20 protein-coding genes and 2 pseudogenes are annotated in these 20,414 nt (G+C 61.6%); 11 read left to right on the forward strand and 11 right to left on the reverse strand.

What is annotated here, in order from left to right; translation table 11 throughout:
* Positions 1 to 368, forward strand: a 368-nt coding sequence (locus tag I5W_RS33725; protein ID WP_252717219.1) for a hypothetical protein, incomplete at its 5' end; no start/stop codon positions are given.
* A gap of 119 nt (positions 369 to 487) precedes the next feature.
* Positions 488 to 1,660 carry a GGDEF domain-containing protein gene (locus tag I5W_RS25215; RefSeq protein WP_017451869.1) on the forward strand — a complete coding sequence of 391 codons (1,173 nt, stop codon included), beginning with the start codon at positions 488 to 490 and terminating at the stop codon, positions 1,658 to 1,660.
* Positions 1,661 to 1,723: 63 nt separating this feature from the next.
* On the opposite strand, the gene I5W_RS25220 is transcribed toward I5W_RS25215, so the two are convergent.
* From I5W_RS25220 to I5W_RS25230, 3 genes are all read right to left on the reverse strand, one after another.
* Entirely contained in the window at positions 1,724 to 2,998 is a 1,275-nt protein-coding gene (locus I5W_RS25220; protein ID WP_199901804.1) for an NAD(P)/FAD-dependent oxidoreductase, read from the reverse strand.
* A 77-nt stretch (positions 2,999 to 3,075) separates the two neighbouring features.
* Positions 3,076 to 4,401: an NAD(P)/FAD-dependent oxidoreductase gene (locus I5W_RS25225; RefSeq protein ID WP_044531317.1), complete on the reverse strand. Its 1,326-nt coding sequence runs from the start codon at positions 4,399 to 4,401 to the stop codon at positions 3,076 to 3,078.
* 197 nt (positions 4,402 to 4,598) lie between these two features.
* Positions 4,599 to 4,832 (reverse strand): hypothetical protein, encoded by a 234-nt coding sequence (locus I5W_RS25230; RefSeq protein WP_044531318.1) that lies wholly within the window; start codon positions 4,830 to 4,832, stop codon positions 4,599 to 4,601.
* On the opposite strand from I5W_RS25230, the gene I5W_RS25235 reads away from it, so the two are divergent.
* The 6 genes from I5W_RS25235 to I5W_RS25255 all read left to right on the forward strand — a co-directional run bounded on the left by I5W_RS25235 (position 4,831) and on the right by I5W_RS25255 (position 9,604).
* Positions 4,831 to 5,496, forward strand: a complete 666-nt coding sequence (locus I5W_RS25235; protein ID WP_044531319.1) for a haloacid dehalogenase type II — start codon at positions 4,831 to 4,833, stop codon at positions 5,494 to 5,496. The two genes, I5W_RS25230 and I5W_RS25235, sit on opposite strands and share 2 nt — an antisense overlap.
* A gap of 32 nt (positions 5,497 to 5,528) precedes the next feature.
* On the forward strand, positions 5,529 to 6,596 hold the full coding sequence (locus I5W_RS25240; RefSeq protein ID WP_044531320.1) for a phosphotransferase: 1,068 nt from the start codon (positions 5,529 to 5,531) through the stop codon (positions 6,594 to 6,596).
* Positions 6,593 to 7,945, forward strand: coding sequence for an aspartate aminotransferase family protein (locus I5W_RS25245; protein WP_044531321.1), 1,353 nt, complete (start codon positions 6,593 to 6,595; stop codon positions 7,943 to 7,945). Before I5W_RS25240 ends, I5W_RS25245 begins: the two co-directional genes overlap by 4 nt.
* A 30-nt stretch (positions 7,946 to 7,975) precedes the next feature.
* A complete protein-coding gene (locus I5W_RS25250) occupies positions 7,976 to 8,479 on the forward strand; it encodes an Lrp/AsnC family transcriptional regulator (protein ID WP_044531322.1) in 504 nt (167 codons plus the stop codon).
* 151 nt (positions 8,480 to 8,630) lie between these two features.
* Positions 8,631 to 8,801: a hypothetical protein gene (locus tag I5W_RS32240; protein ID WP_159106152.1), complete on the forward strand. Its 171-nt coding sequence runs from the start codon at positions 8,631 to 8,633 to the stop codon at positions 8,799 to 8,801.
* Positions 8,802 to 8,938: 137 nt separating this feature from the next.
* Entirely contained in the window at positions 8,939 to 9,604 is a 666-nt protein-coding gene (locus I5W_RS25255; protein ID WP_148289199.1) for a hypothetical protein, read from the forward strand.
* Here I5W_RS25255 and I5W_RS32245 read toward each other — a convergent pair.
* Positions 9,576 to 9,869, reverse strand: a complete 294-nt coding sequence (locus I5W_RS32245; RefSeq protein WP_044531323.1) for a hypothetical protein — start codon at positions 9,867 to 9,869, stop codon at positions 9,576 to 9,578. The genes I5W_RS25255 and I5W_RS32245 overlap by 29 nt on opposite strands.
* 37 nt (positions 9,870 to 9,906) lie before the next feature.
* Between I5W_RS32245 and I5W_RS32250 the strand changes: the two genes are divergently transcribed.
* Positions 9,907 to 10,191 (forward strand): hypothetical protein, encoded by a 285-nt coding sequence (locus tag I5W_RS32250; protein WP_044531324.1) that lies wholly within the window; start codon positions 9,907 to 9,909, stop codon positions 10,189 to 10,191.
* Between the two features lie 77 nt (positions 10,192 to 10,268).
* Here the strand turns inward: I5W_RS32250 and I5W_RS25270 are convergent, their stop codons facing one another.
* The 7 genes from I5W_RS25270 to I5W_RS25300 form a co-directional block, all read right to left on the reverse strand.
* Positions 10,269 to 11,033: an enoyl-CoA hydratase gene (locus I5W_RS25270; protein ID WP_199901803.1), complete on the reverse strand. Its 765-nt coding sequence runs from the start codon at positions 11,031 to 11,033 to the stop codon at positions 10,269 to 10,271.
* Between the two features lie 104 nt (positions 11,034 to 11,137).
* Positions 11,138 to 12,334 (reverse strand): acetyl-CoA C-acyltransferase, encoded by a 1,197-nt coding sequence (locus tag I5W_RS25275; RefSeq protein ID WP_017451861.1) that lies wholly within the window; start codon positions 12,332 to 12,334, stop codon positions 11,138 to 11,140.
* 50 nt (positions 12,335 to 12,384) lie between these two features.
* Positions 12,385 to 14,772 carry a 3-hydroxyacyl-CoA dehydrogenase/enoyl-CoA hydratase family protein gene (locus I5W_RS25280; RefSeq protein WP_026052023.1) on the reverse strand — a complete coding sequence of 796 codons (2,388 nt, stop codon included), beginning with the start codon at positions 14,770 to 14,772 and terminating at the stop codon, positions 12,385 to 12,387.
* Between the two features lie 230 nt (positions 14,773 to 15,002).
* Positions 15,003 to 16,793, reverse strand: coding sequence for an acyl-CoA dehydrogenase C-terminal domain-containing protein (locus tag I5W_RS25285; RefSeq protein WP_044531326.1), 1,791 nt, complete (start codon positions 16,791 to 16,793; stop codon positions 15,003 to 15,005).
* A gap of 18 nt (positions 16,794 to 16,811) precedes the next feature.
* On the reverse strand, positions 16,812 to 17,516 hold the full coding sequence (locus tag I5W_RS25290) for a TetR/AcrR family transcriptional regulator (protein ID WP_044531327.1): 705 nt from the start codon (positions 17,514 to 17,516) through the stop codon (positions 16,812 to 16,814).
* A 206-nt stretch (positions 17,517 to 17,722) separates the two neighbouring features.
* Complete coding sequence (locus I5W_RS25295; RefSeq protein WP_017451857.1) at positions 17,723 to 18,184, reverse strand: hypothetical protein; 462 nt, start codon at positions 18,182 to 18,184, stop codon at positions 17,723 to 17,725.
* An 89-nt stretch (positions 18,185 to 18,273) separates the two neighbouring features.
* Positions 18,274 to 18,648: an RNA-binding S4 domain-containing protein gene (locus I5W_RS25300; protein WP_044531328.1), complete on the reverse strand. Its 375-nt coding sequence runs from the start codon at positions 18,646 to 18,648 to the stop codon at positions 18,274 to 18,276.
* 173 nt (positions 18,649 to 18,821) lie between these two features.
* On the opposite strand from I5W_RS25300, the pseudogene I5W_RS25305 reads away from it, so the two are divergent.
* Together I5W_RS25305 and I5W_RS25310 are read left to right on the forward strand one after the other, a co-directional pair.
* Positions 18,822 to 19,829, forward strand: a pseudogene (locus I5W_RS25305) (type VI secretion system Vgr family protein); the annotation flags it as partial.
* Positions 19,830 to 19,890: 61 nt separating this feature from the next.
* A pseudogene (locus I5W_RS25310) lies at positions 19,891 to 20,414 on the forward strand (LysR substrate-binding domain-containing protein); the annotation flags it as partial.

Consider the following 20,414-nt stretch of genomic DNA (forward strand, 5'->3'; position numbering starts at 1 on the left):
CCGAGAAGGCTGCCCCGGCGTGGTTCCCGGATGGGAAGCATAGTACGCGAGCCGGTCTGCATTATCTAAGTAACAAGAAGAATTCTCATCAAAACAATGGCCCGGTTGAGTTGTATCAACGAGTCTGGCGCAAGAAAACGACAAGCTGGGCGCTCCATCCCAAGGAGAAACTCATGAATACTGACAATGGCAACTGGCTATCAGCCGAACAAGCCGTATTGCCGGACGGCACCGAACGCGTCAACCTGCCGCTGGTGAAGAAGAAACTGCCGCTGTTCTCGCCCGAACAGGCGAGCAGGGATGAGCCCAAACCGACCTCCGCAGCGGCCACGACCACGCCCCCGCCGGTGGAAGCAAAAACAACGTAAGCATTCCCGCCTAGCGAGCGCCATTGCGCGCGTTGCCGAAGGACAACACTGCGAGCAGGGCGACGAAGGCTACAATGTCAGCCATTCGTACTGCGCCCTCACGGGCGACGCAACACCTCATGGCTCTCGACCCTTCCACCCTGCTCATCCTCACCATCGCATTGGCCGCCAGCGCCGCCTGTTATCTGGCGGTGGAGTGGAGCGTGGTGCGCGAACGCTCGCTGCTGATCTGGAGCAGCGGCTTTGCCATCATCACCCTGGGCTCCTTCCTGGCCCTGCTGCGCTCGCGCGGCTACCTGCTGGTCGGCATCTGGTTTGCCAATGGCTTGCTGATCGCAGCACACGCCTGTTTCCTCACGGGCGTGGCATGGTTTACGCGGCGTCGCTTGTCACACGGGTGGTGGCTGCTGGCCGGCTTGTGGCTGTTGATGCTGCTGCTGCCCACCCATCCCTGGTGGTCACGTGTCATGCTGGGGGTACAGTCGTTGATGATCGCCGCCCTGACCCTGCGCGCCAGCAGCCTGCTACGCCCGCATGGCGCTTCGTTGAGCGTGGGCGCAGCGCAGTTGCGCCATGTCTTGCTGGTGCATGGCCTGTTCTATGTGGCCAAGGCCGTGTCGGCCCTGGCTTTAGGGGCTTGGGTCGATCTGGCGGCCTTTGGTGGGACCATCATCCAGGTCTCGCTGATCGAAGGGTCGATGGCGGTGATGCTGATCGCACTGTCGATGACCGGCACCGAACGTCAGCGCCGTGAGGAACGCATCGGTCAACTGGCTGCACGCGATCCGCTCACCGGCCTGTTGAACCGCCGCGCCCTGCACGCGCGTGCCCCGGCCTTGCTGGCGCAAGCCAGTGCGCAGCATCCGACAGCGCTGCTATTGATCGACATCGACAACTTCAAGCAGGTCAACGACCTGCACGGCCATGCGGCCGGCGACAAGCTGCTCGAAGCCTTGAGCACGCTGCTGCGCGAGAGCTTGCCCGAACATGCCCTGGCTGCGCGCCTGGGCGGGGATGAATTCGTGATCCTGTTGCAGGATGTGCGCGCAGAGGAACTCATGCGATCGCTGGAAGAGCTGCGGCAGGCCTTTTCCCTGATGGCACGCAATATGTTCGCCACGCCTGATGTGGTGAGCCTCAGTGCGGGGGCAAGCCTGGTCGAGGTACCGCCGCTGGATCTCGACAGCGTCATTGCCATCACCGATGCAGCACTCTATGAAGCCAAACGCAAAGGGCGCAATCGTGTAGTCATGACGCAGTCGGAGATAGACGTCGTGGCGAGACACAAGTGATTATCGGCTCGATGGGATCGAGCTAGCTGAAAGCCGAAACACTTGCCTCGGCGCCTGCAACTGTCATTGCAACCGGTCCTTGAGCCGATACCACGCCCCCACGAAAGGCAGGAACCAGGGCTTGCCGACATGACCGGGAATGGCCGGCCAGGCAAAATCCTTCCAGGGATTGAGATCGGCCCGGCCATCCATGATCTCGGCCATCAGGGTCCCCATCAGAGTCGCCATGTGGGTGCCGTGACCGCTGTAACCCATGGAATAGAACACGCCGTCACGCTGCCCGGCGCGCGGCAGACGATCGACCGTCATGTCGACCATGCCGCCCCAGCAATAATCGATGCGCACCCCTGCCATTTGCGGGAACACACTCAACATTTGCTGACGCAGGATCTCGCCGCTCTTGGCATCGGATTTGGGATTGGAGACCGCAAAGCGAGCCCGGCCGCCGAAGAGCAGCCGATTGTCAGGCGTGGCGCGGAAGTAATTGACGAAATTCTTGGTGTCGGTGTACATGCGCCGGGTCGGCAACAATTGATCCAGCAACGCCGCCGGCAAGGGCTCGGTGACGATCAGGAAGGCGCCGACCGGCACGATGCGACGGCGGATCCAGGCGAAGGGGCCGACCTGCGAAATACCGCTAGCCAGGAGCACCTGCGTGGCGCGCAACTCACCCCGGGGCGTGCGCACCAGATAGCCACCGGATTGGCGTTGCAGGCCCAGCACCGGGGTCTGTTCCAGGTACGTCGCACCATGTCGCTGCGCGGCCTGCGCCAGCCCGCGCACGTAGCGGCCCACGTGCATCCCGGCGCTCTTTTGCATGAGCAGACCGCCGTAGTAGCGGTCGGTGCCGACTTCATCGCGCAACTGCATCCTGCTCAACAGCTGCGTGTGTGCATCGACGCTGCCAGCCAGCAGCTCCTGGCTGCGCGCCAGCTTGTCATAGTGCTCGGGCTTGGCAGCCAGCTTGAGCTTGCCATGACGGGCGAAGCTGCAATCGATGGATTCTTCCCGCACCAGGCGCTCGACCGTATCGACCCCGGCGTCGAAGGCCCGGTACAGACGGTTGGCGCATTCGCGCCCGAGCCGCTGCGACAACGCCGCATAGTCCTGGGCGAAACCGTTGTTGCACATGCCACCGTTGCGCCCGGATGCAGCGCCACCCACGATGTCGGCTTCGCAGACCACTACTCGCGCCCCCTTGCGCGCCAGCGCCAGCGCCGCCGCCGAACCGGTGATGCCGCCACCGACCACCAGCACGTCGCAACTGCCTTGCGGCAAGTCCTGGCGCTCGCTGATAAAGGGGATGGAAGTGTCCAGCCAATACGACTTCAGTTGCATCATGGGCTCCAACGAGCAAACCGCTGTATGAGGATTAAGGAACGGTGAATGCCAACGCTGATGGCATTGGCGACGCATCAGAAGTTGGCCACCTTGCCCCAGGCCGTATCGTTGAAGCGGCTGGGATGATAGGGACGTGCATCGACGACGGGTTCCACGCCGCTGGCCAGATCGGCAATCAGGTGGCCGGCTCCGGGACCGATGCCAAAGCCATGACCGGAAAAGCCTGCTCCCAGGATCAAGCCAGGCAGCTCCGGGACTTCGCCGATGGCCGGCACGCCATCAGGGGTACTATCGACGAAGCCGGCCCAGGCATGGGTGATCCTGGCCTGGCGTAATTCGGGCAGCAGTTCGACGGCGCGGCGATGGGTTTCGCGGATGGTGCGCGGGTCGGGCCGGGGATCGAGAATACGCACCTTCTCCATTGGAGTAGGTGCATCCAGGCGCCAGCGCCTGAGCGTCTCATGCCCGCCACGCACGCCTTCCAGTCCACCCGGCAGCAGACTGCGCCAGCGCTTGGCAAACATCGGCACGAACTGTGGCGAATAACGCAGGAACTGCGGCGTCACATCCACCCGTGCCCGACCGCTGATGGCCAGCGCATACCGCCCGTCATTGCGCCGCGTAAACGACACGCCGGATGTCACCATGGCACCGGGCAGCGGCTGGTCTATCGGCGCCACGCTGAGAATGGATTGACGAATCGATGCCTGTGGAAAACGAATACCCAACTGGCGGCAGAACGAAGAGGCCCAGGCGCCCCCTGCCAATACTGCGGTGCGGGTCTTGATGACGCCGGACTCGGTGATCACTGCGCTGACCCGACCAGCCTCGACTTCCAGACCGCGCGCGGCACAATTCTGGACCACGCTGCCGCCCAGCTTCATGATGGCCCTGGCCACGGCCGGCGCAGCCTTGCCGGGATCGGCGGTGCCATCGGTGGGCGAGAATACGCCGCCCTTCCAGCGGCGCCCGGTGACCTGCCCGCGCATCGAGGCTGCGCGGCTGTCCAGCATATGGGTGGTCACGCCGGCGGTCTTGGCAAATTCGCCCCAGGCGGCCCAGCGCGCGATCTCTTCTTCATCGTTGCTCAGATAGAGCAGGCCGCAGCGATTGAAACCGGTATCTTCGCCCGACTCGATACCGAACCGTTCCCATAGATCGATGGCCTTGCTGGCCATCGGCAGTTCGCGTTCATCGCGATTCTGCTGACGGCACCAGCCCCAGTTGCGGCTGGATTGTTCGGCACCGATGCGGCCCTTCTCGATCACCGCCACCGACACGCCACGGCGGGCCAGATAGTAGCCGGCAAAGATGCCGATGATGCCACCGCCGATGATGACCACATCGGCCGCAGCCGGTGGCAAGGTAGGTGTATCGATCTGAATGAGCGGGGGAGACATGGGTACGGTTCCTGGTGATAAGTCTGGGGTGTCGGGCTACGAAGTAGAGGGCGAGCGCTTGGCTGCGCTCCCAATGCCAAATAATTATGCGACCTCAATTTGCGGTGATGATTAATGCTTCTTAAATCCGATATTAAATTGAATTTAATGCTGGGACAGGCACCGCAATGGCGCAGCAACATCGCCGAACATAGGCCTCACCAACCCTTCAAGAGACCTCTAAAAATGTGCTGAAAGCCGCCCCCAATCAGGACTTCAGCGATACGAAAGCACGTCTTAAAACAACGCACCAACCGCAACAACGCCATGGAAAATGCCGGAAAGGTCTCGTTTAAAAGTAGAAGCTGCTCCAATCTCCCGGCAATAAAAAATATTTGTTTCATGCAGCCGGCCATACTTCTTCCATCCACCACGAAGGAGATTGCCCCCATGATTCTCAAGCCCAAGTTCATCAGTTTCGACTGCTATGGAACCCTCATCAATTTTGAAATGGGACCGACCGCCAAGGTCTTGTTCGCCGACCGCGTCACGCAGGAGCGAATGCCTGCTTTTTTAGATAGTTTCCGTTTCTATCGGCTCGATGAAGTGCTGGGTGCCTGGAAGCCTTTCTTCAATGTCGTAGAAAATTCCATCCAGCGCACCTGCCACGCACACGGCGTGCAATATCGTTCCAGCGACGCCCAAGCGCTCTACGATGCCGTTCCCACCTGGCAGCCGCATCCGCATGTGGTGGAGACGCTGGAAAAGATTGCGCCCCACATCCCACTGGTGATTCTGTCCAATTCGATGGTCGACCTGATTCCACACAGCGTGGCACATCTGAAGGCCGCCTTCCATGCGGTCTATACCGCCGAGGAAGCACAGGCCTACAAGCCACGCGCCCAGGCATTCGAATACATGTTCGACCAGCTTGGCTGCGCTCCGCAAGAGATGATGCATTGCTCATCGAGCTTCCGTTACGACATGATGTCGGCCAACGACCTGGGCTTCATGGCCAAGGCTTTCATCGATCGCAATCATGAGCCCTTCTGCGATGGTTATGGCGTCAATCGCCTGACCGATTTCCGCCAGCTAGCCGGCCTGGTAGGCCTTTGAACACCCGCTTCGCCTGACCGGAAATCTGACCCATGATGCAAGTACAAGCTCCGCTCGCCACTACTGCGCTCAACACAGCCGCTCCCGATCTGGCTTTGCCGGAGCTGGAGCAGCTGGCAGCGACGTTCTATGGCATCGAGGGCCAGGCCCGCGCCTTGGCCAGCGAACGAGACCAGAACTGCTGCATCCAATGCGCCGACGGCACGCAGTATGTCCTCAAGATAAGCAATCCCTCAGAGGACGTGGTCGTCGTGAACTTCCAGATTGCGGCCCTGGATCACATCGCAGCAGTCGCTCCTGATCTGCCTACCCCACGGGTGGTGCGCACGCTGGACGGACGCCCCACCGTTCCCCTGCGAATGCAAGACGGCAGTATTTGCACGGTACGCATGTTGACCTATCTGGACGGCGTACAGATCAAGGGAACCGTGCACACCCCCGGTCAGCGCATCGCCATGGGCCGCAGCCTGGCGCAGTTGGATCTGGCGCTGCGCGACTTCAGCCATCCAGCCGCACATCACGACCTGCTCTGGAATGTCTCGACCGCCCATCGTTTGCACGACAAGATGGAGAGCCTGATCGACCCGACGCGCCGTCAACTGGCGCAGCGGTTCATGCAGCGCTTCACCGAGCATGTACTGCCACGCTTGCCGCAAGTACGCGCACAGGTCATCCATAATGACTACCATCTCTACAACACGCTGGTGGCCCCGCAGGAGCTGGAACGCATCACCGGCATCATCGACTTCGGCGACATGCTGCACGCACCGCTGGTGGGTGAGGTGGGCACGGCCGCGGCCTTCCATATGACCGGCAATGCCGATCCCTTCGAAGGACCGGCGCAGTTCATCGGGGCCTATCACGAGGTCTTGCCACTGACCGATCTCGAATTGGAGATCGTCACCGACCTGATGGCCACGCGTCATCTCATCACCGCACTCATCACGCAATGGCGGGTGCTGCGCTACCCCCACAACCGGGCCTACATCATGCGCCACAACCCTGCAGCCTGGGAGGGTCTGGCACAACTGGATGAACTGTCTCGCCAGGAGGCGCGTGACCGCCTGCTTTCAGAAATCCGCCACAGGAGAACGACATGAAAAAAAGTACCACCGACCTGAACATGGTCAACGCCTACATCCCCGGTCGCGCCGATGTCGGCCCGGTCACCGGGGCCCTGATCGAACGCCGCGACGCCCTGCTGGGCCCCGCTTACCGCCTGATGTACGAACACCCGCTGCACATCGTGCGTGGCGAAGGCGTCTGGCTGATCGATCCGCAAGGCCGGCGCTATCTCGACGTCTACAACAACGTCACCTCGCTGGGTCATTGCCATCCTGCGGTCACCGAAGCCATCTGCACCCAGGTCCAGACCCTGGCCACCAACACCCGCTACCTGCACGAAACCATCCTGGAACTGGCCGAGCGCCTGCTGGCCACGGTGCCTGAAACGGCGCTGGCACACCTGATGCTGACCTGCACCGGCAGCGAAGCCAATGATCTGGCCTATCGCATCGCCAAGGTCCGTACCGGCGGCGTGGGGGTGATCGTCACCGATACGGCCTATCACGGCATCACCGACGCCGTCTCGCAGTTCTCGCCTTCATTGGGTACGACCGTCAACCTGGGCGCGCATGTGCGACTGGTACCGGCGCCGCGCAGCTACCACGCCGACGGCGCCGACCTGGGAGAACGCTTCACGCGCGATGTCGAGGCTGCCATCGCCGACCTGAAGCGCCATGGCATCCAGCCGGCGGCACTGATCGTCGATTCGCTCTTCACCAGCGACGGCATCCTGCCGGGACCGGTCGGCTTCCTCAAGGGTGCCGTAGAAGCCATCAAGCGTGCCGGTGGCCTGTTCATCGCCGATGAAGTGCAACCGGGCTTCGGCCGCACAGGTGAGCACATGTGGGGCTTCCAGCGCCACGGCGTGGTCCCCGATATCGTGAGCATGGGCAAACCGATGGGCAATGGCCAGCCGGTGGCCGGCCTGCTGGCCACGGCTGACGTCTTGCAGGAGTTCGGCCAGCGCTCGCGCTACTTCAATACCTTCGGCGGCAACACGGTGTCATGTGCCGCCGCACTGGCCGTGCTCAAGACCATAGAAAATGAAGCACTGATTGCTCATGCGCAGCAGGTCGGCTCGGTCTTGCTCAACGGCCTCAGCGCCCTGGCCGAGCGTCACGACGCCATTGGCGACGTGCGCGGTGCAGGCATGTTCGTAGGGGTGGAGCTGGTGACTGACCGCCACACGCGCGCGCCTGATCGCAGCCTCACCAGCGAAGTAGTGAACCGGATGCGCCAGAAGGGTGTGTTGCTCAGCGCCTGCGCCATGGGCCACAACGTCCTGAAGATCCGCCCGCCGCTGGTGTTGACGGCGCAGCAGGCCGGCTTGGTGATCGACGCGCTTGATGAGTCGCTCAACGAAGCCAGAACGGCCTCACGGTGACGGCTGCCGCGACGATGATATGATCGATCCATGCGACCCATAGAGCCCCTCGACCGCACCGACATCAAGATTCTCGAGCACTTGCAGCGCGAGGGGCGCTGTTCGAACGTGGAACTGGCCGAGGCGGTCAGCTTAAGTCCCAGCCCTTGCCTGACCCGCACCAAGCGCATGGAAGAGAGCGGCATCATCGCCGGCTACGGTGCGCAGATTGCCCTGGACAAGCTGGGCAGCCATGTCGAGGTATTTTCCGAGATCACCCTCGGCAGCCACCGCCCGGCCGATTTCCGCAAGTTCGAACAGGGCGCCGCCAAGTGTCAGGAAATCGTCGAGTGCTACAACGTCAGTGGCGGCTACGACTACCTGCTCAAGATCATCGCCCCCACGGTATCGGCATTCCAGGAATTGATGGAGCGGCTGCTGGAGGATGAAATCGGCATCGAGAAGTTCGCCAGCCGGATCGTGTTGCGGCATCCTTTTGCGCAGCGTGTGGCGCCGGTGGCGGTGATTGCGACGGGGAAGAGCAGTTGGAAGTAGCGACGCCGGGGGCTTTTCATTTCTCCGCTGACATATAGAACTCATTTCATAAATAGGCGTGCGATGCGTTCTGCTCAGAAAGGGCGCTGATTTGATTGCCTCAGCGCTGAGGCAGCCTGAAAGTTGTGGTCTAAACATCGGGCAACTTAGGATGCAAACTTCCGGGGAAAGTGGAAGTGGGCCAGTTTTCGATGCGACTCAACAATGGGTAAAAGCGGAGTCAGGGATAGCAGCATGTCCTGCCGGCAACGAGCAGGAAATCGAAGCCGCCTTAACTGAACTGGCTGAATTTAAGAAATCCAACAAAAATTACTTAACATGAATTAACATATTGCCGCCCGGCAATATGAACTTCTCCGCAGCTCTGCAATCCCTGGGGATCAACGGGTCTCGCGATGCATTGCCGGCCAGTACCGCAGAAACTACACAACGGTCAAATCCAGACAGGGGAAACACAAGATGAAACGTAAGCGCTGCGCCCCGTGGGTGCGTACAGCCATGCTCGCCAGTATCGTCCTGACGGCGTTGCCAGCCTCGGCGCAGATAGCCGAGCAAACAATCCGGGAATTCACGGGTTGCGGTAGTAGCTTCTTCAGCGTCCTTGCGCAGGATGCGGCTGCAAGTCAGACATTCCCGACACTGCAACGACAAGGTGAGATCGCCTGGATCAAGGTTCAGGATCGCAAGACGGCGCCGGCCAGCCAGATTGATTTCTCCGCCGCCGTCACCGTAGGCGGCATGAAGCTGCTGGGGTATTTCGACGAGATCACCGATCTCAAGGAGCTGGGACGCTATTACTACTGGGGATTCATCGTCGAGGGTACGGTTGAAGAGGTCATGGCCAAACTGCGTCCGATGGTCAAAGACGCCAGTCGCCTGCAACGCGTCGAAACGGACTATGCACGCACGGAATTGAAAACGGGTAGCGGCGAGTGGCTTGCCATCAATACTGCCGCCAGTAGCGTCCCCCGGAAAAATACGATCGAGCGCGCATTCATCGTCGAAAGCATGGAAAACAACCCGCGTGCCACGCGCGTTTCATGCTCGCTGCAAGGCTCGGTCACTGCATCGGTTCTTCAGAAAGAACGCCCCGACCTCAGCCCGGCTGAATTGCCGGATTCTTGACGGGACAAAGAAGTCCCGGCACCGCCCGCAACACCATCAAATCCAATGACGAACCAACCCATATCATGATGAACAAAAAATACTTGGCATTTTCATTGCCCTTCATGCTCGCCGCCTGCACCACTCCTCCGAGCAACAACGTGGCCGTGACTACCCCAACAGCGAACGGCATTGCCGTCATTACCGCCAAACCCAAGAAAACCGTTTGCGCCTCGTCGGCATTTGCATTGGCCGGTAACTCAACCCGAGGAGAGCTCTGCGTCACCCAGGGCAACTTTGCATCGGACCGCTATGTGCTGAGATTGAACAACACCACCGTCGTGCAAGGCATCGACGATGAGACCACGCCTGGCATCTCATCGAGCTACCAGGGGCAGCGCATCACACTGCAATGTGCTCCTCAGAACATCCGGGGAGACGCTACCGCCGAGGAGGTGCGCAAGATCGTTCCCGCCTATTCGGAAGCCAAGGTGAACAAGACGGTGGAGCTGATGCAAGGTTCCATCATGCCCATCGAGGTCGGCCGCATGTGTTCGGTGACCTCGGGTGCCGATAGCCTGATGAAGGTGCAGGTGTTCTTCGACTGATCTTGCTGGTCATGCCATGGTAGCGTCCATCTCGCTTGGTACTTCCACGGCAACACCCTCGGGAAACGGCGCAGACTTCAGCCAAACTGAGTGAAATCCGGCTTACGCTTCTCAAAGAATGCCGTGAACGCTTCCTTGGCCTCGGGCTCGGTCAACATGCGCGAGAAGTGTTCGATCTCGACGACCATCTGCTGTTCGGTGGCGGTCACGCGATTCTTCTTCATCAACTGCTTGGTCAGGCGGATCGATGCAGCCGGCAAGGCAGCCAGCTTGGCTGCCTGCTTGTGCGCATAGGCAAGCAACTCCTCCACCGGCATGACGCGATTGACGAAGCCCATCTGGCAGGCTTCGTCTGCACCGAAGGCTTCGCCCAGCAACAGCTTTTCAGCGGCGCGCTGGTAACCGGCGATGTGCGGCAACAGCAGCGATGAGGCGGCCTCCGGGCACAAACCCAGTTGCGTGAAGGGCATCGAGAACTTGGCATTGTCGGCCGCATAGACCAGGTCGCAATGCAACAGCAGCGTGGTACCGATGCCCACAGCCACGCCCGCGACCGCCGCCACGATGGGTTTACTGGCATGGCTGATCTGCCACAGGAACTGGAATACCGGCGCGTCCTGAGTCTTGGGCGGGTTCTTCAGGAAGTCTTCCAGGTCGTTGCCGGCCGAGAAGGCTTGCGGCTTGCCGGTGAAGAGGATGACGCGCACCGCACTGTCGGTTTCGGCATCCTTGAGGGCATCGGCCAGTTGCTGGTACATGGCGGCAGTGATGGCGTTCTTCTTGTCTTCGCGGTCGAAGTGGATGGTCAGGATGCCATCGGCCTTGCTCAGTTGAATATCCATCTGCACGGGTCTCCTTGATTCTTATAAATGATTTATATGATTCATGAAAAAAGCCGCACAGCAGGAGCAGTGCGGCTTTTTTGTTCAGGCCTTGCGCGCGTAGATCAGACGCGTTCGAAGATGCCCGCTGCACCCATGCCGGTACCCACGCACATGGTCACCATGCCGTACTTCAGGTTCTTGCGGCGCAGGGCATGGATGGTGGTAGCGGCACGAATGGCACCGGTGGCACCCAGCGGGTGGCCCAGGGCAATCGCGCCACCCATGGGGTTGACCTTGCTCGGATCCAGACCGAGATCGCCAATGACTGCCAGCGCTTGCGCAGCGAATGCTTCGTTCAGTTCGATCCAGTCGATCTGGTCCTGGGTCAGGCCACCGGCCTTCAGCGCCGCCGGAATCGCTTCCTTCGGGCCGATGCCCATGATCTCCGGCGGCACGCCGCGCACGGCGAAGGAGACGAAACGCGCCAGCGGGGTCAGGTTGAATTGCTTGAGGATCTTTTCCGAAACGATGATCAACGCACCGGCGCCGTCCGATGTTTGCGAGCTGTTGCCAGCGGTGACGCTGCCCTTGGCAGCGAACACTGGCTTCAACTTGCCCAATGCCGCCAGGTTGGAGTCGGCACGCGGACCTTCGTCCAGGCTCACGGTGCGGGTCTTGATGTCGATCTCGCCGGTAGCCAGGTTGGGGAAGCGTTCGACGATTTCGAAGGAAGTCATCTCATCGGCGAACTCGCCGGCCTGCTGGGCGGCGATGGCCTTCTGGTGCGAGGCCAGCGAGAATTCGTCCTGGGCTTCGCGCGAGACCTTCCATTGCTGCGCCACCTTCTCGGCGGTCAGGCCCATGCCGTAGGCCATGCCGACGTTCTCATCCTTGAAGGCATTGATGTTGATGGAAGGATGGAAGCCCATCATCGGCACCATCGACATCGATTCAGCGCCGGCCGCGATCATCACATCGGCTTCGCCCACGCGGATGCGGTCGGCGGCCATGGCGATGGCGGTGATGCCGGAGGCGCAGTAGCGGTTGATGGTGACGCCGCCGATGGTGTTGGGCAGGCCGGCCAGCAGCACGGCATTGCGCGCCATGTTCAGACCCTGCGCCCCTTCGGGGAAGGAGCAGCCGACGATGGCGTCCTCGATCAGCTTAGGATCCAGGCCCGGCACCTGTGCCACGGCGGACTGGATGGCGCGCACCAGCAGGTCATCCGGGCGGGTGTTCTTGAACATGCCACGCGGCGCCTTGCCGATGGGGGTGCGGGTGGCGGCGACGATGTAGGCGTCTTGCAGTTGTTTGCTCATTACCAAATCTCCTTGGACTCTCCCTCCCCTTCAAGGGGAGGGAGGTTTCATTAATTGCGCACAGGCTTACCGGTTTGCATCATGCCCATGATGCGTTCCTGGGTCTTGGGGTGGTTGAGCAGTTCCATGAAGAACTTGCGCTCGATGTCGAGCAGCCATTGTTCATTGACGATGCTGCCCTCTTCCACCTCGCCACCGGCGACGGTCTCGGCGATCATCTTGCCCAGCTTGAAGTCGTGCGCCGAGATGAAGCCGCCATCACGCATGTTGACCAGCTGCGCCATGATGGTAGCCAGGCCGTTGCGGCCGATCACCGGCACCTGCGGCGGCAGTTGCGGGCGGTAGCCGGCGTCGAACAGCGCGCGCGCCTCGACCTTGGCCACGTGCAGCAATTCATAGGGATTGAAGACGATCACATCATCCTCGCGCAGGTAGCCCAGCTTGCGCGCTTCCAGTGCCGACTTGGAGACATTGGCAGTAGCCGCAGCCAGCATGTATTCCTTCAGGAATTGCAGGATGTCGTTACCCTTGGCTTCGCGGGCGGCGCGCACGGCCGCTTCCTTGAGGCCGCCACCGGCCGGGATCAGGCCTACGCCCACTTCCACCAGGCCGATGTAGGACTCGATGGAGACCACGCGCTTGGCGGTATGCAGCAGCAGTTCGCAGCCACCACCGAGGGCCAGGCCAGCAACCGCCGCAATGACCGGCACGCTGGCGTACTTCAGGCGCTGGTGCGCCTGCTGCAGCTGGTGCACCACCGGTTCGATCGCCTTGACGCCGCCGGACATGAACAGCGGCAGCATCGATTGCAGGTCGGCACCGGCCGAGAAGGCGCCGCCTTCGGCTGCGTCCGGGTGCCAGATCACCAAGCCCTTGAAATTCTGCTCGGCTTCGGTGACGGCCTTGTTCATGCCATCGATCACGCCTTGGCCGATGACGTGCATCTTGGTCTTGAAGGACAGGATCAGCACATCGTCGTTCTGGTGCCAGATGCGCACCGATTCGTCTTCGAAGACGGTGGTACCGGCGCTCTTGCCATCGGCGGCACCCTCGCCCACCAGCGGGGCGCGGAAGGCCTGGCGCTGGTAGACCGGCAGTTCGGAACGGGCGACGTCAGTCTTCTTCGAGGGCGAATACGAACCTTTTTCCGAATGCACGCCATCGCGGCCATCGAAGACCCAGTCAGGCAGCGGGGCATTGGACAAGGCACGGCCGGCATCGATGTCTTCCTTGACCCATTGCGCGATCTGCTTCCAGCCCGCGGCTTGCCAGGTCTCGAAGGGACCGACGCTCCAGCCGAAGCCCCAGCGCATGGCGAAGTCGAGGTCGCGTGCATTGTCGGCCACCGACTCCAGATGCACGGCGATGTAGTGGAAGGCATCGCGGAAGATGGCCCACAGGAACTGGCCTTGCGGATTGGTGGAATCATGCAGCGCCTTCATGCGCTTGACCGGATCCTTTTCCTTCAGGATGCGGGCGATGATGTCATCGGCCTTGCCACCGCCGGGCACGTAGTCGCCCTTGGCCGGGTCGATGCGCAAGATGTCCTTGCCCACCTTCTTGTAGTAACCGGCACCACTCTTCTGGCCCAGTGCACCCTGCTCGACCAGCTTGGCCAACAGCGGCGGGGTGGCATAGGTGGAGAAGAAGGGATCATCCTTCAGGTTGTCCTGCATGGTACGGATGACGTGGCCCATGGTATCGAGGCCCACCACGTCCGCGGTGCGGAAGGTGCCGGACTTGGCGCGGCCCAGCTTGGCGCCGGTCAGGTCATCGACTACGTCCACCGAGAGACCATACTTGTCGGCTTCGATGATGGTGGCCAGGATGCCGAACACGCCCACGCGGTTGGCCACGAAGTTGGGGGTGTCGAAGGCGCGCACCACACCCTTGCCGAGGGTGGTGGTGAGGAAGGCTTCGAGCTGGTCAAGAATGTGCGGTTCGGTGGACTGGGTCGGGATCAGCTCGACCAGGTGCATGTAGCGCGGCGGGTTGAAGAAGTGCACGCCGCAGAAACGTGCCTTCAAGGCAGCGTCGAAACCTTCGGAGAGGGCATTGATCGACAGGCCCGAGGTATTGGTGGCGAAGATGGCCTTGGGGGCGATGTGCGGGGCGACCTTCTTGTAGAGGTCATGCTTCCAGTCCATGCGCTCGGCGATGGCTTCGATGATGAGGTCGCAGCCTTCCAGCACGGCCAGGTCATCTTCGTAGTTGGCAACCTGGATCAGGGCCGCATCTTCCTTGTTGCCCAGCGGCGCCGGGCTGAGTTTCTTGAGGTTCTCGATGGCGCGCTGCACGATGCCGTTTTTCGGGCCTTCCTTGGCCGGCAGATCGAACAGCACGACCGGCACGCGGGCATTGATGCAATGGGCGGCGATCTGTGCCCCCATGACGCCCGCGCCGAGCACGGCCACTTTTTTGACGATGAAATTGGACACGCAAATCTCCTTTGCTGGTGCTGCAGACATGAAACATGAATTCGGGGCCTGGCAAGCGGCTGTGCCGCTCAGAGCGAACGACTACTTTACGCCTGTTTGTCTGTTTGGCCTTGCGGCTGCTCACAGGATGCCCTGCCGTGGTGACGTAGCCGTGACGCCATCCCTGGCCTCATTGCGGTAGATCAACGCCGCGCGCCGGCCTGCAGCCCGCGCGCGGCGTGGTATTGCGCTCAGAACAACTGTGCGTCCAGCGCCATCAGGTTGGCCGCACCCGAACGGGCCTGGCGGATCAGCATCGCGGTTTCCGGCAGCAGGCGGGCGAAGTAGAAGCGCGCCGTGGCCAGCTTGGCGGTGTAGAAGGCGTCGCCGCTGTCCTGCTTTTCCAGCGCGATCTTGGCCATGCGCGCAAACAGGTAGGAGAACACCAGGTGACCCACCACGCGCAGGTAAGGCACGGCGGCGGCGCCGGCTTCGTCCTGGTTGGCGAAAGACTTCATGCCGATTTCCATGGTCAGCTTGGTCACCTTGTCGCCGATGTCGGCCAGCGGGGTGATGAATTCGGACATGGACTCATCGGTGCCATGCTCTTCCACGAAGGCCTGGATCTGCGCGCCGAATTTCTTCAGCTTGGCGCCGTTGTCCATCAGGATCTTGCGTCCCAGCAGGTCCAGCGACTGGATGGTGTTGGTTCCTTCATAAATCATGTTGATGCGGGCATCGCGCACGTATTGCTCCATGCCCCACTCGGCGATGTAGCCGTGACCACCATAGACCTGCAGGCACTCGGAGGTGGCCATCCAGGCGTTGTCGGTGAGGAAGGCCTTCACCACCGGGGTCAGCAGGGCCACAATGTCGGCGCTGTCCTTGCGCACCTGTTCGTCGGGGTGGGTCAGTTCCTTGTCCAGCTCCAGGGCGACATAGGAGGTAAAGGCACGGCCCCCCTCGGCGAAGGCCTTGGCGGTCAACAACATGCGGCGCACGTCGGGGTGCACGATGATCGGGTCGGCCGGCTTGTCAGCCGCTTTCACGCCGGACAGGCTGCGCATCTGCAGGCGGTCCTTGGCATAGACCAGGGCGTTCTGGTAGGCCACTTCGGTCAGGCCCAGGCCTTGCATCCCCACGCCCAGGCGCGCCGCGTTCATGAACACGAACATGGCCTGCAAGCCCTTGTGCGGCTGGCCGATCAGCCAACCGGTAGCGCCATCCAGGTTCATCTGGCAGGTGGCATTGCCGTGGATGCCCATCTTTTCTTCGATGGCACCGCAGAAGATCGGGTTGCGCGCGCCCAGCGAGCCGTCGGCATTGGGGAGGAACTTGGGAACCAGGAAAAGTGAAATTCCCTTCGAACCTTCTGGCGCATCGGGCAGACGCGCCAGCACCAAGTGAATAATATTTCCAGATACGTCGTTCTCCCCTGCGGAGATGAAAATCTTGTTGCCGGTGATCTTGTAGGAACCATCGGCCTGCGGCTCGGCCTTGCTGCGCAGCAAGCCCAGGTCGGTACCGCAGTGCGCTTCGGTCAGGCACATGGTGCCGGTCCACTCGCCCGAGACCAGCTTGGGCAGGTAGAGCTGCTTCTGTTCATCCGAACCATGCGCGTGCAGGCATTCGTAGGCGCCGTGCGACAGGCCGGGGTACATGGTCCAGGCTTGGTTGGACGAATTCAACATCTCGTAGAAGGAATTGTTGATCGTCAGCGGCAGGCCCTGGCCGCCGAATTCCGGGTCACAGGACAAGGCCGCCCAGCCCGCTTCCACATATTGCTGGTAGGCTTGCTTGAAACCCTTGGGCGTGGTGACCGTCTTGCTGTCGCGGTCGTAGTGGCAACCCTCGCGGTCGCCCGAATGGTTCAGCGGGAACAATACTTGCGAAGCGAACTTGCCGCCCTCCTCCAGCACTTGGTCCACCAGTTCGCGGTTGGTGTCGGCATGGGGCGGCAGTTCTTTGAACACTTCCTCGACCTTGAGCAGCTCGTGCAGCACGAATTGCATGTCGCGCAAGGGGGCGTTGTATTGGGGCATGAATGTCTCCGGACGGGTTTAGGCTGCCTTCCTGGCAGCCGATTTTGAATGCTTGGCGGGTGCGGCCTGGGTGCTGCTGTCGCTGCCTTGCGGGCGATAGCTGTCGATCAGGCGGCGGAAACTCGCTTCGGCGCGCTCGACGCTGCCGGGGATGTGCAGGAAGCGCGCATCGTGATGCAGGGCCAGGATCAGGCCATACATTTCATAGACCATCTGGCTGACCTCGATGTCGGCGCGCAGATGGCCGGCTTCCATGGCCTGCCGGATGCAGCGCTCCAGGGCATCGCGCCAGGCCTGGACCATCGCCACCAGGTGATCGCGAATGGCGCCGGGGCGGTCGTCGTATTCAACCGCGCCGCTGATGTAGATACAGCCCAGCGCGATTTCCACCGTGACCTGCTTGATCCAGCGCGCGAACATGCCTTCCAGGCGCGGCAGGCCGCGTGGTTCCTTGATGGAGGGATAGAACACCTCCTGCTCGAAACGGTTGTGGTACAGCCGCACGACCTCGATCTGCAAGTCCTCCCGCGAGCCGAAGTGGGCGAAGACGCCGGACTTGCTCATCTTCATCTTCTCGGCCAACAGACCAATGGTGAGCCCTTCCAGCCCGTCACGGCTGGCCAGCTCCAGCGCCACGTCCAGGATGGCGGCGCGGGTCTGCTCGCCCTTGCGCAGGAACTTGGGCCGGGCGGGCGCGGTGGTCACCTTGCTTGTCTCTGTCATCGTTATCTCTTTGATATCCATCACCAGGGCGTGAGGGAAAGGAAGTCGTTCGCCGGGCGCGCGGCATGGCCGCGACTCCTGGCTGTATGAATTTATCTTCATACAGAATTTATTCGAACGATCGTACTATTATTCATCGCGCCGCAAAAGTCAAACAAAAAAAATCAGCGTGCCTGACGCGGGCGAATTTGCCACGCAGCAAGCATTCAGACAGGCGCGGAAGGAGGGGTGGTGGCACCCAGCAGGTCGTGGGCATCCAGCAAGGCGTAGACGATGGTGGGGTTGTTTTCCAGGCATTTGCGGATGGCCGCGGGAATGGTCTCGCGCGTCTTGCGGCACAGGCCGGGTTGCTCGGCCAGGTGGATCTGCAGGCCGCGCACGGTGCGCACCTCGTTGGGGCCGGGGCTGATGTGCAGGTGGATGCCGAGGTTCTTGCGCATGAGGCTGCCCACGTGCAGCAGCTCTTCGTAGCTGGCCACGCGGGTGATGCGTTCGATCAGGCGTTTTTCTTCTTCGCGGGTCAGCCACAGCACGCGCGCCTCGGGGGCGTGCAGGCATTCCAGCAGGGCTTCACGCTGGCAGTCGCAGGCGCCGGGCGGGCACTCCTTGCGCAGGGGCCGCGCCACCGGCATGGGAGATACGGATTCGGAGGGGACTACCTGGGACATCTGCACCTTCATACCGGGAGTGGAGAAAAGACAGGTCGGGGAGATCGGCCCTCATGTTACAACGAGCTTGTCGTGTGGTGGCAGCGCATCTATTCAGAGGAACGGTCCAGCAGGCGCCGGTCACGCTTGGTCGGCCGCCCCTTGATCTCGGCCGAGGGTTCGCGGAACAAGCGATGGCGCTCGGCCTGGGCGGCACGCCGCGCGATGCTCTCTTCACTTTCCTGATAGAGGGTCGCGGCAATGGCGGCCGAGCCGCGCTTGTCGGCGATGCCGGTGACCAGCACTTCCCATTCGGTTGATCCATTGTCGATCTGCAGGCGGTCGCCGGTCTTGATGTTGTGGGCCGGCTTGGTGCGCTCGCCGTTGAGCTTGATGCGGCCGCGGTCCACGGCTTCGGTGGCTTGCGAGCGCGTCTTGAAGAAGCGCGCGGCCCAGCACCATTTGTCGATGCGCGTTGTGTCCATGCTGTTGGGGAAGGGAGAGAAATGGTCTGACGGTAATTATCGATATTTTTCTAAAAATATACACAAGAAAATCGGGAAACCTGGTCTTTATTGGGCTCATCGCTTCCGCGGCAGGTCGGCGTACTTATGCTTTGCGGCTTGCTCAACCAGCCTTCATTGCCCCGGTACCCGCCATGACCGACAACCTCTCGACAGTCACGACTGCCTTCGCCCAGGCCATCCTGACCCAGCAATACCGTCCCCTCCGATTACGTTGGAGCCAGCGTGAAACCCATTTCTCCCAACAACTGCTGGTGCAACGGGTAGAGCTGCGCGAAGCGCTGCTGGAGGGACTGGAAGGACAGTTGACTTGCCTGTCCATCGATCCCGATCTGCCCCTGCAAGAACTGCTGGGGCAGCCCATCGGCGTGGAGATGGTGACCGACCGCGGCGGCCTGCACCATATCAATGGCTTGATCACCGATGCGCGGGCCGGCCATGCCGATGGGGCACTGCGGGTCTATCAGTTGACGCTGCGTGATGCGCTCTGGGTGATGAGGGAACGGATCAACACCCGCATCTTCCGCGGCAAGAACGTACCGGCCATCCTTGAGATCATGCTGCGCGAATGGCGCCAGCGCAGTCCCGTGCTGGCCAGTGCCTTTTCCTTCGACCTCGACCGGCTCGACGATGCACGCTATCCGATCCGCGAGATCAGCCATCAATTCAACGAGTCCGATGCGCACTTCATCGAACGGCTTTGCCGGCGCGAGGGTATCACCTGGTACATCGCCACACCCCAGGCGTCGGACGGTATCGACACCTCAACCACGCCAGCTCACACCCTGGTGTTCTGCGACCAGGTGGCGCTGCTGCCGCAAGCCAGCGCGGCCAACGTACGTTATCACCGCGACGGCGCCACCGAAGAACGCGACACCATCAGCGCATGGAGTTGCGAACGCAGCCTCACGCCAGCCAGCGTGCAACGCGCCAGCTGGGACTATAAATCGGTACGCATCAATGACGTGGTCAGCCATGGCATCGTGGACCAGGGAAGGGCCGGCACCGAACTCGGATTGGCCATCACCGATCGCTTCATCGAGGCACCCCATGTGGCAGAGAACCTGCTGGACCAGGTACGCCTGGCCGATGCACGCATGTCGGCGCACGAAGGCCGTTGCGAATCCTTCCAGGCCAGTGGCAGTGTGCGCGATCTGGCGGTAGGACACTGGTTCGTTCTGGAACGGCACCCCGATATGGCATCTGCGCCAGGAGCATCCCAACATCAAGGTCGTGCTCTCGACCTCGACCCAGCTCACCAACCTGACCAAGCGCGAAGCCGACATCGCCGTGCGCACCGTGCGCCCGGATGCGCCGGACCTGATCGCGCGCCATCTCAAGCGCTTGTACACGGGCATCTATGCCGCCAAGTCCTATGTGAAGAAACGTGGCCTGCCCGAGCCCGGTACCGGGCTGAAGGGACATGACGTGGTGATCTATCCGCGCAGCGTCTCGCCGGTGAAGTCAGAACAGATCAGTGGCGAATCGATCACCCATGCCAACGTGGCCATGGAAGTCAGTACCGGACTGGTGATGTATGACTGCCTGCAAGCCGGGGTGGGCATCGGTGAACTGCCGACCCACATGGGTGACAAGGCCAGCGGGCTGGTGCGCATCTGGCCGCAGCGCGCCACCCCGTATGACATGTGGCTGGTCCTGCACAGCGACCTGAACCGCACCGCACGGGTGCGAGCGGTGGCCGATGCGATCATTGCAGCCTTTGAGGC

It is taken from the genome of Herbaspirillum sp. B65 (assembly GCF_000333555.1).
Lineage (GTDB): Bacteria > Pseudomonadota > Gammaproteobacteria > Burkholderiales > Burkholderiaceae_D > Herbaspirillum > Herbaspirillum rubrisubalbicans.

What these genes read in the sequence shown, in the direction of transcription:
- I5W_RS25225 (WP_044531317.1), bottom strand. Translation starts at nt 4,401, where the DNA reads ATGTCTCCCCCGCTCATTCAGATCGATACACCTACCTTGCCACCGGCT.
- I5W_RS25245 (WP_044531321.1), top strand. Translation starts at nt 6,593, where the DNA reads ATGAAAAAAAGTACCACCGACCTGAACATGGTCAACGCCTACATCCCC.
- I5W_RS25240 (WP_044531320.1), top strand. Translation starts at nt 5,529, where the DNA reads ATGATGCAAGTACAAGCTCCGCTCGCCACTACTGCGCTCAACACAGCC.
- I5W_RS25215 (WP_017451869.1), top strand. Translation starts at nt 488, where the DNA reads ATGGCTCTCGACCCTTCCACCCTGCTCATCCTCACCATCGCATTGGCC.
- I5W_RS25295 (WP_017451857.1), bottom strand. Translation starts at nt 18,184, where the DNA reads ATGTCCCAGGTAGTCCCCTCCGAATCCGTATCTCCCATGCCGGTGGCG.
- I5W_RS25275 (WP_017451861.1), bottom strand. Translation starts at nt 12,334, where the DNA reads ATGAGCAAACAACTGCAAGACGCCTACATCGTCGCCGCCACCCGCACC.
- I5W_RS25285 (WP_044531326.1), bottom strand. Translation starts at nt 16,793, where the DNA reads ATGCCCCAATACAACGCCCCCTTGCGCGACATGCAATTCGTGCTGCAC.
- I5W_RS25270 (WP_199901803.1), bottom strand. Translation starts at nt 11,033, where the DNA reads ATGGATATTCAACTGAGCAAGGCCGATGGCATCCTGACCATCCACTTC.
- I5W_RS25250 (WP_044531322.1), top strand. Translation starts at nt 7,976, where the DNA reads ATGCGACCCATAGAGCCCCTCGACCGCACCGACATCAAGATTCTCGAG.
- I5W_RS25235 (WP_044531319.1), top strand. Translation starts at nt 4,831, where the DNA reads ATGATTCTCAAGCCCAAGTTCATCAGTTTCGACTGCTATGGAACCCTC.
- I5W_RS32240 (WP_159106152.1), top strand. Translation starts at nt 8,631, where the DNA reads ATGCAAACTTCCGGGGAAAGTGGAAGTGGGCCAGTTTTCGATGCGACT.
- I5W_RS25220 (WP_199901804.1), bottom strand. Translation starts at nt 2,998, where the DNA reads ATGCAACTGAAGTCGTATTGGCTGGACACTTCCATCCCCTTTATCAGC.
- I5W_RS25300 (WP_044531328.1), bottom strand. Translation starts at nt 18,648, where the DNA reads ATGGACACAACGCGCATCGACAAATGGTGCTGGGCCGCGCGCTTCTTC.
- I5W_RS25290 (WP_044531327.1), bottom strand. Translation starts at nt 17,516, where the DNA reads ATGACAGAGACAAGCAAGGTGACCACCGCGCCCGCCCGGCCCAAGTTC.
- I5W_RS25255 (WP_148289199.1), top strand. Translation starts at nt 8,939, where the DNA reads ATGAAACGTAAGCGCTGCGCCCCGTGGGTGCGTACAGCCATGCTCGCC.
- I5W_RS25230 (WP_044531318.1), bottom strand. Translation starts at nt 4,832, where the DNA reads ATGGGGGCAATCTCCTTCGTGGTGGATGGAAGAAGTATGGCCGGCTGC.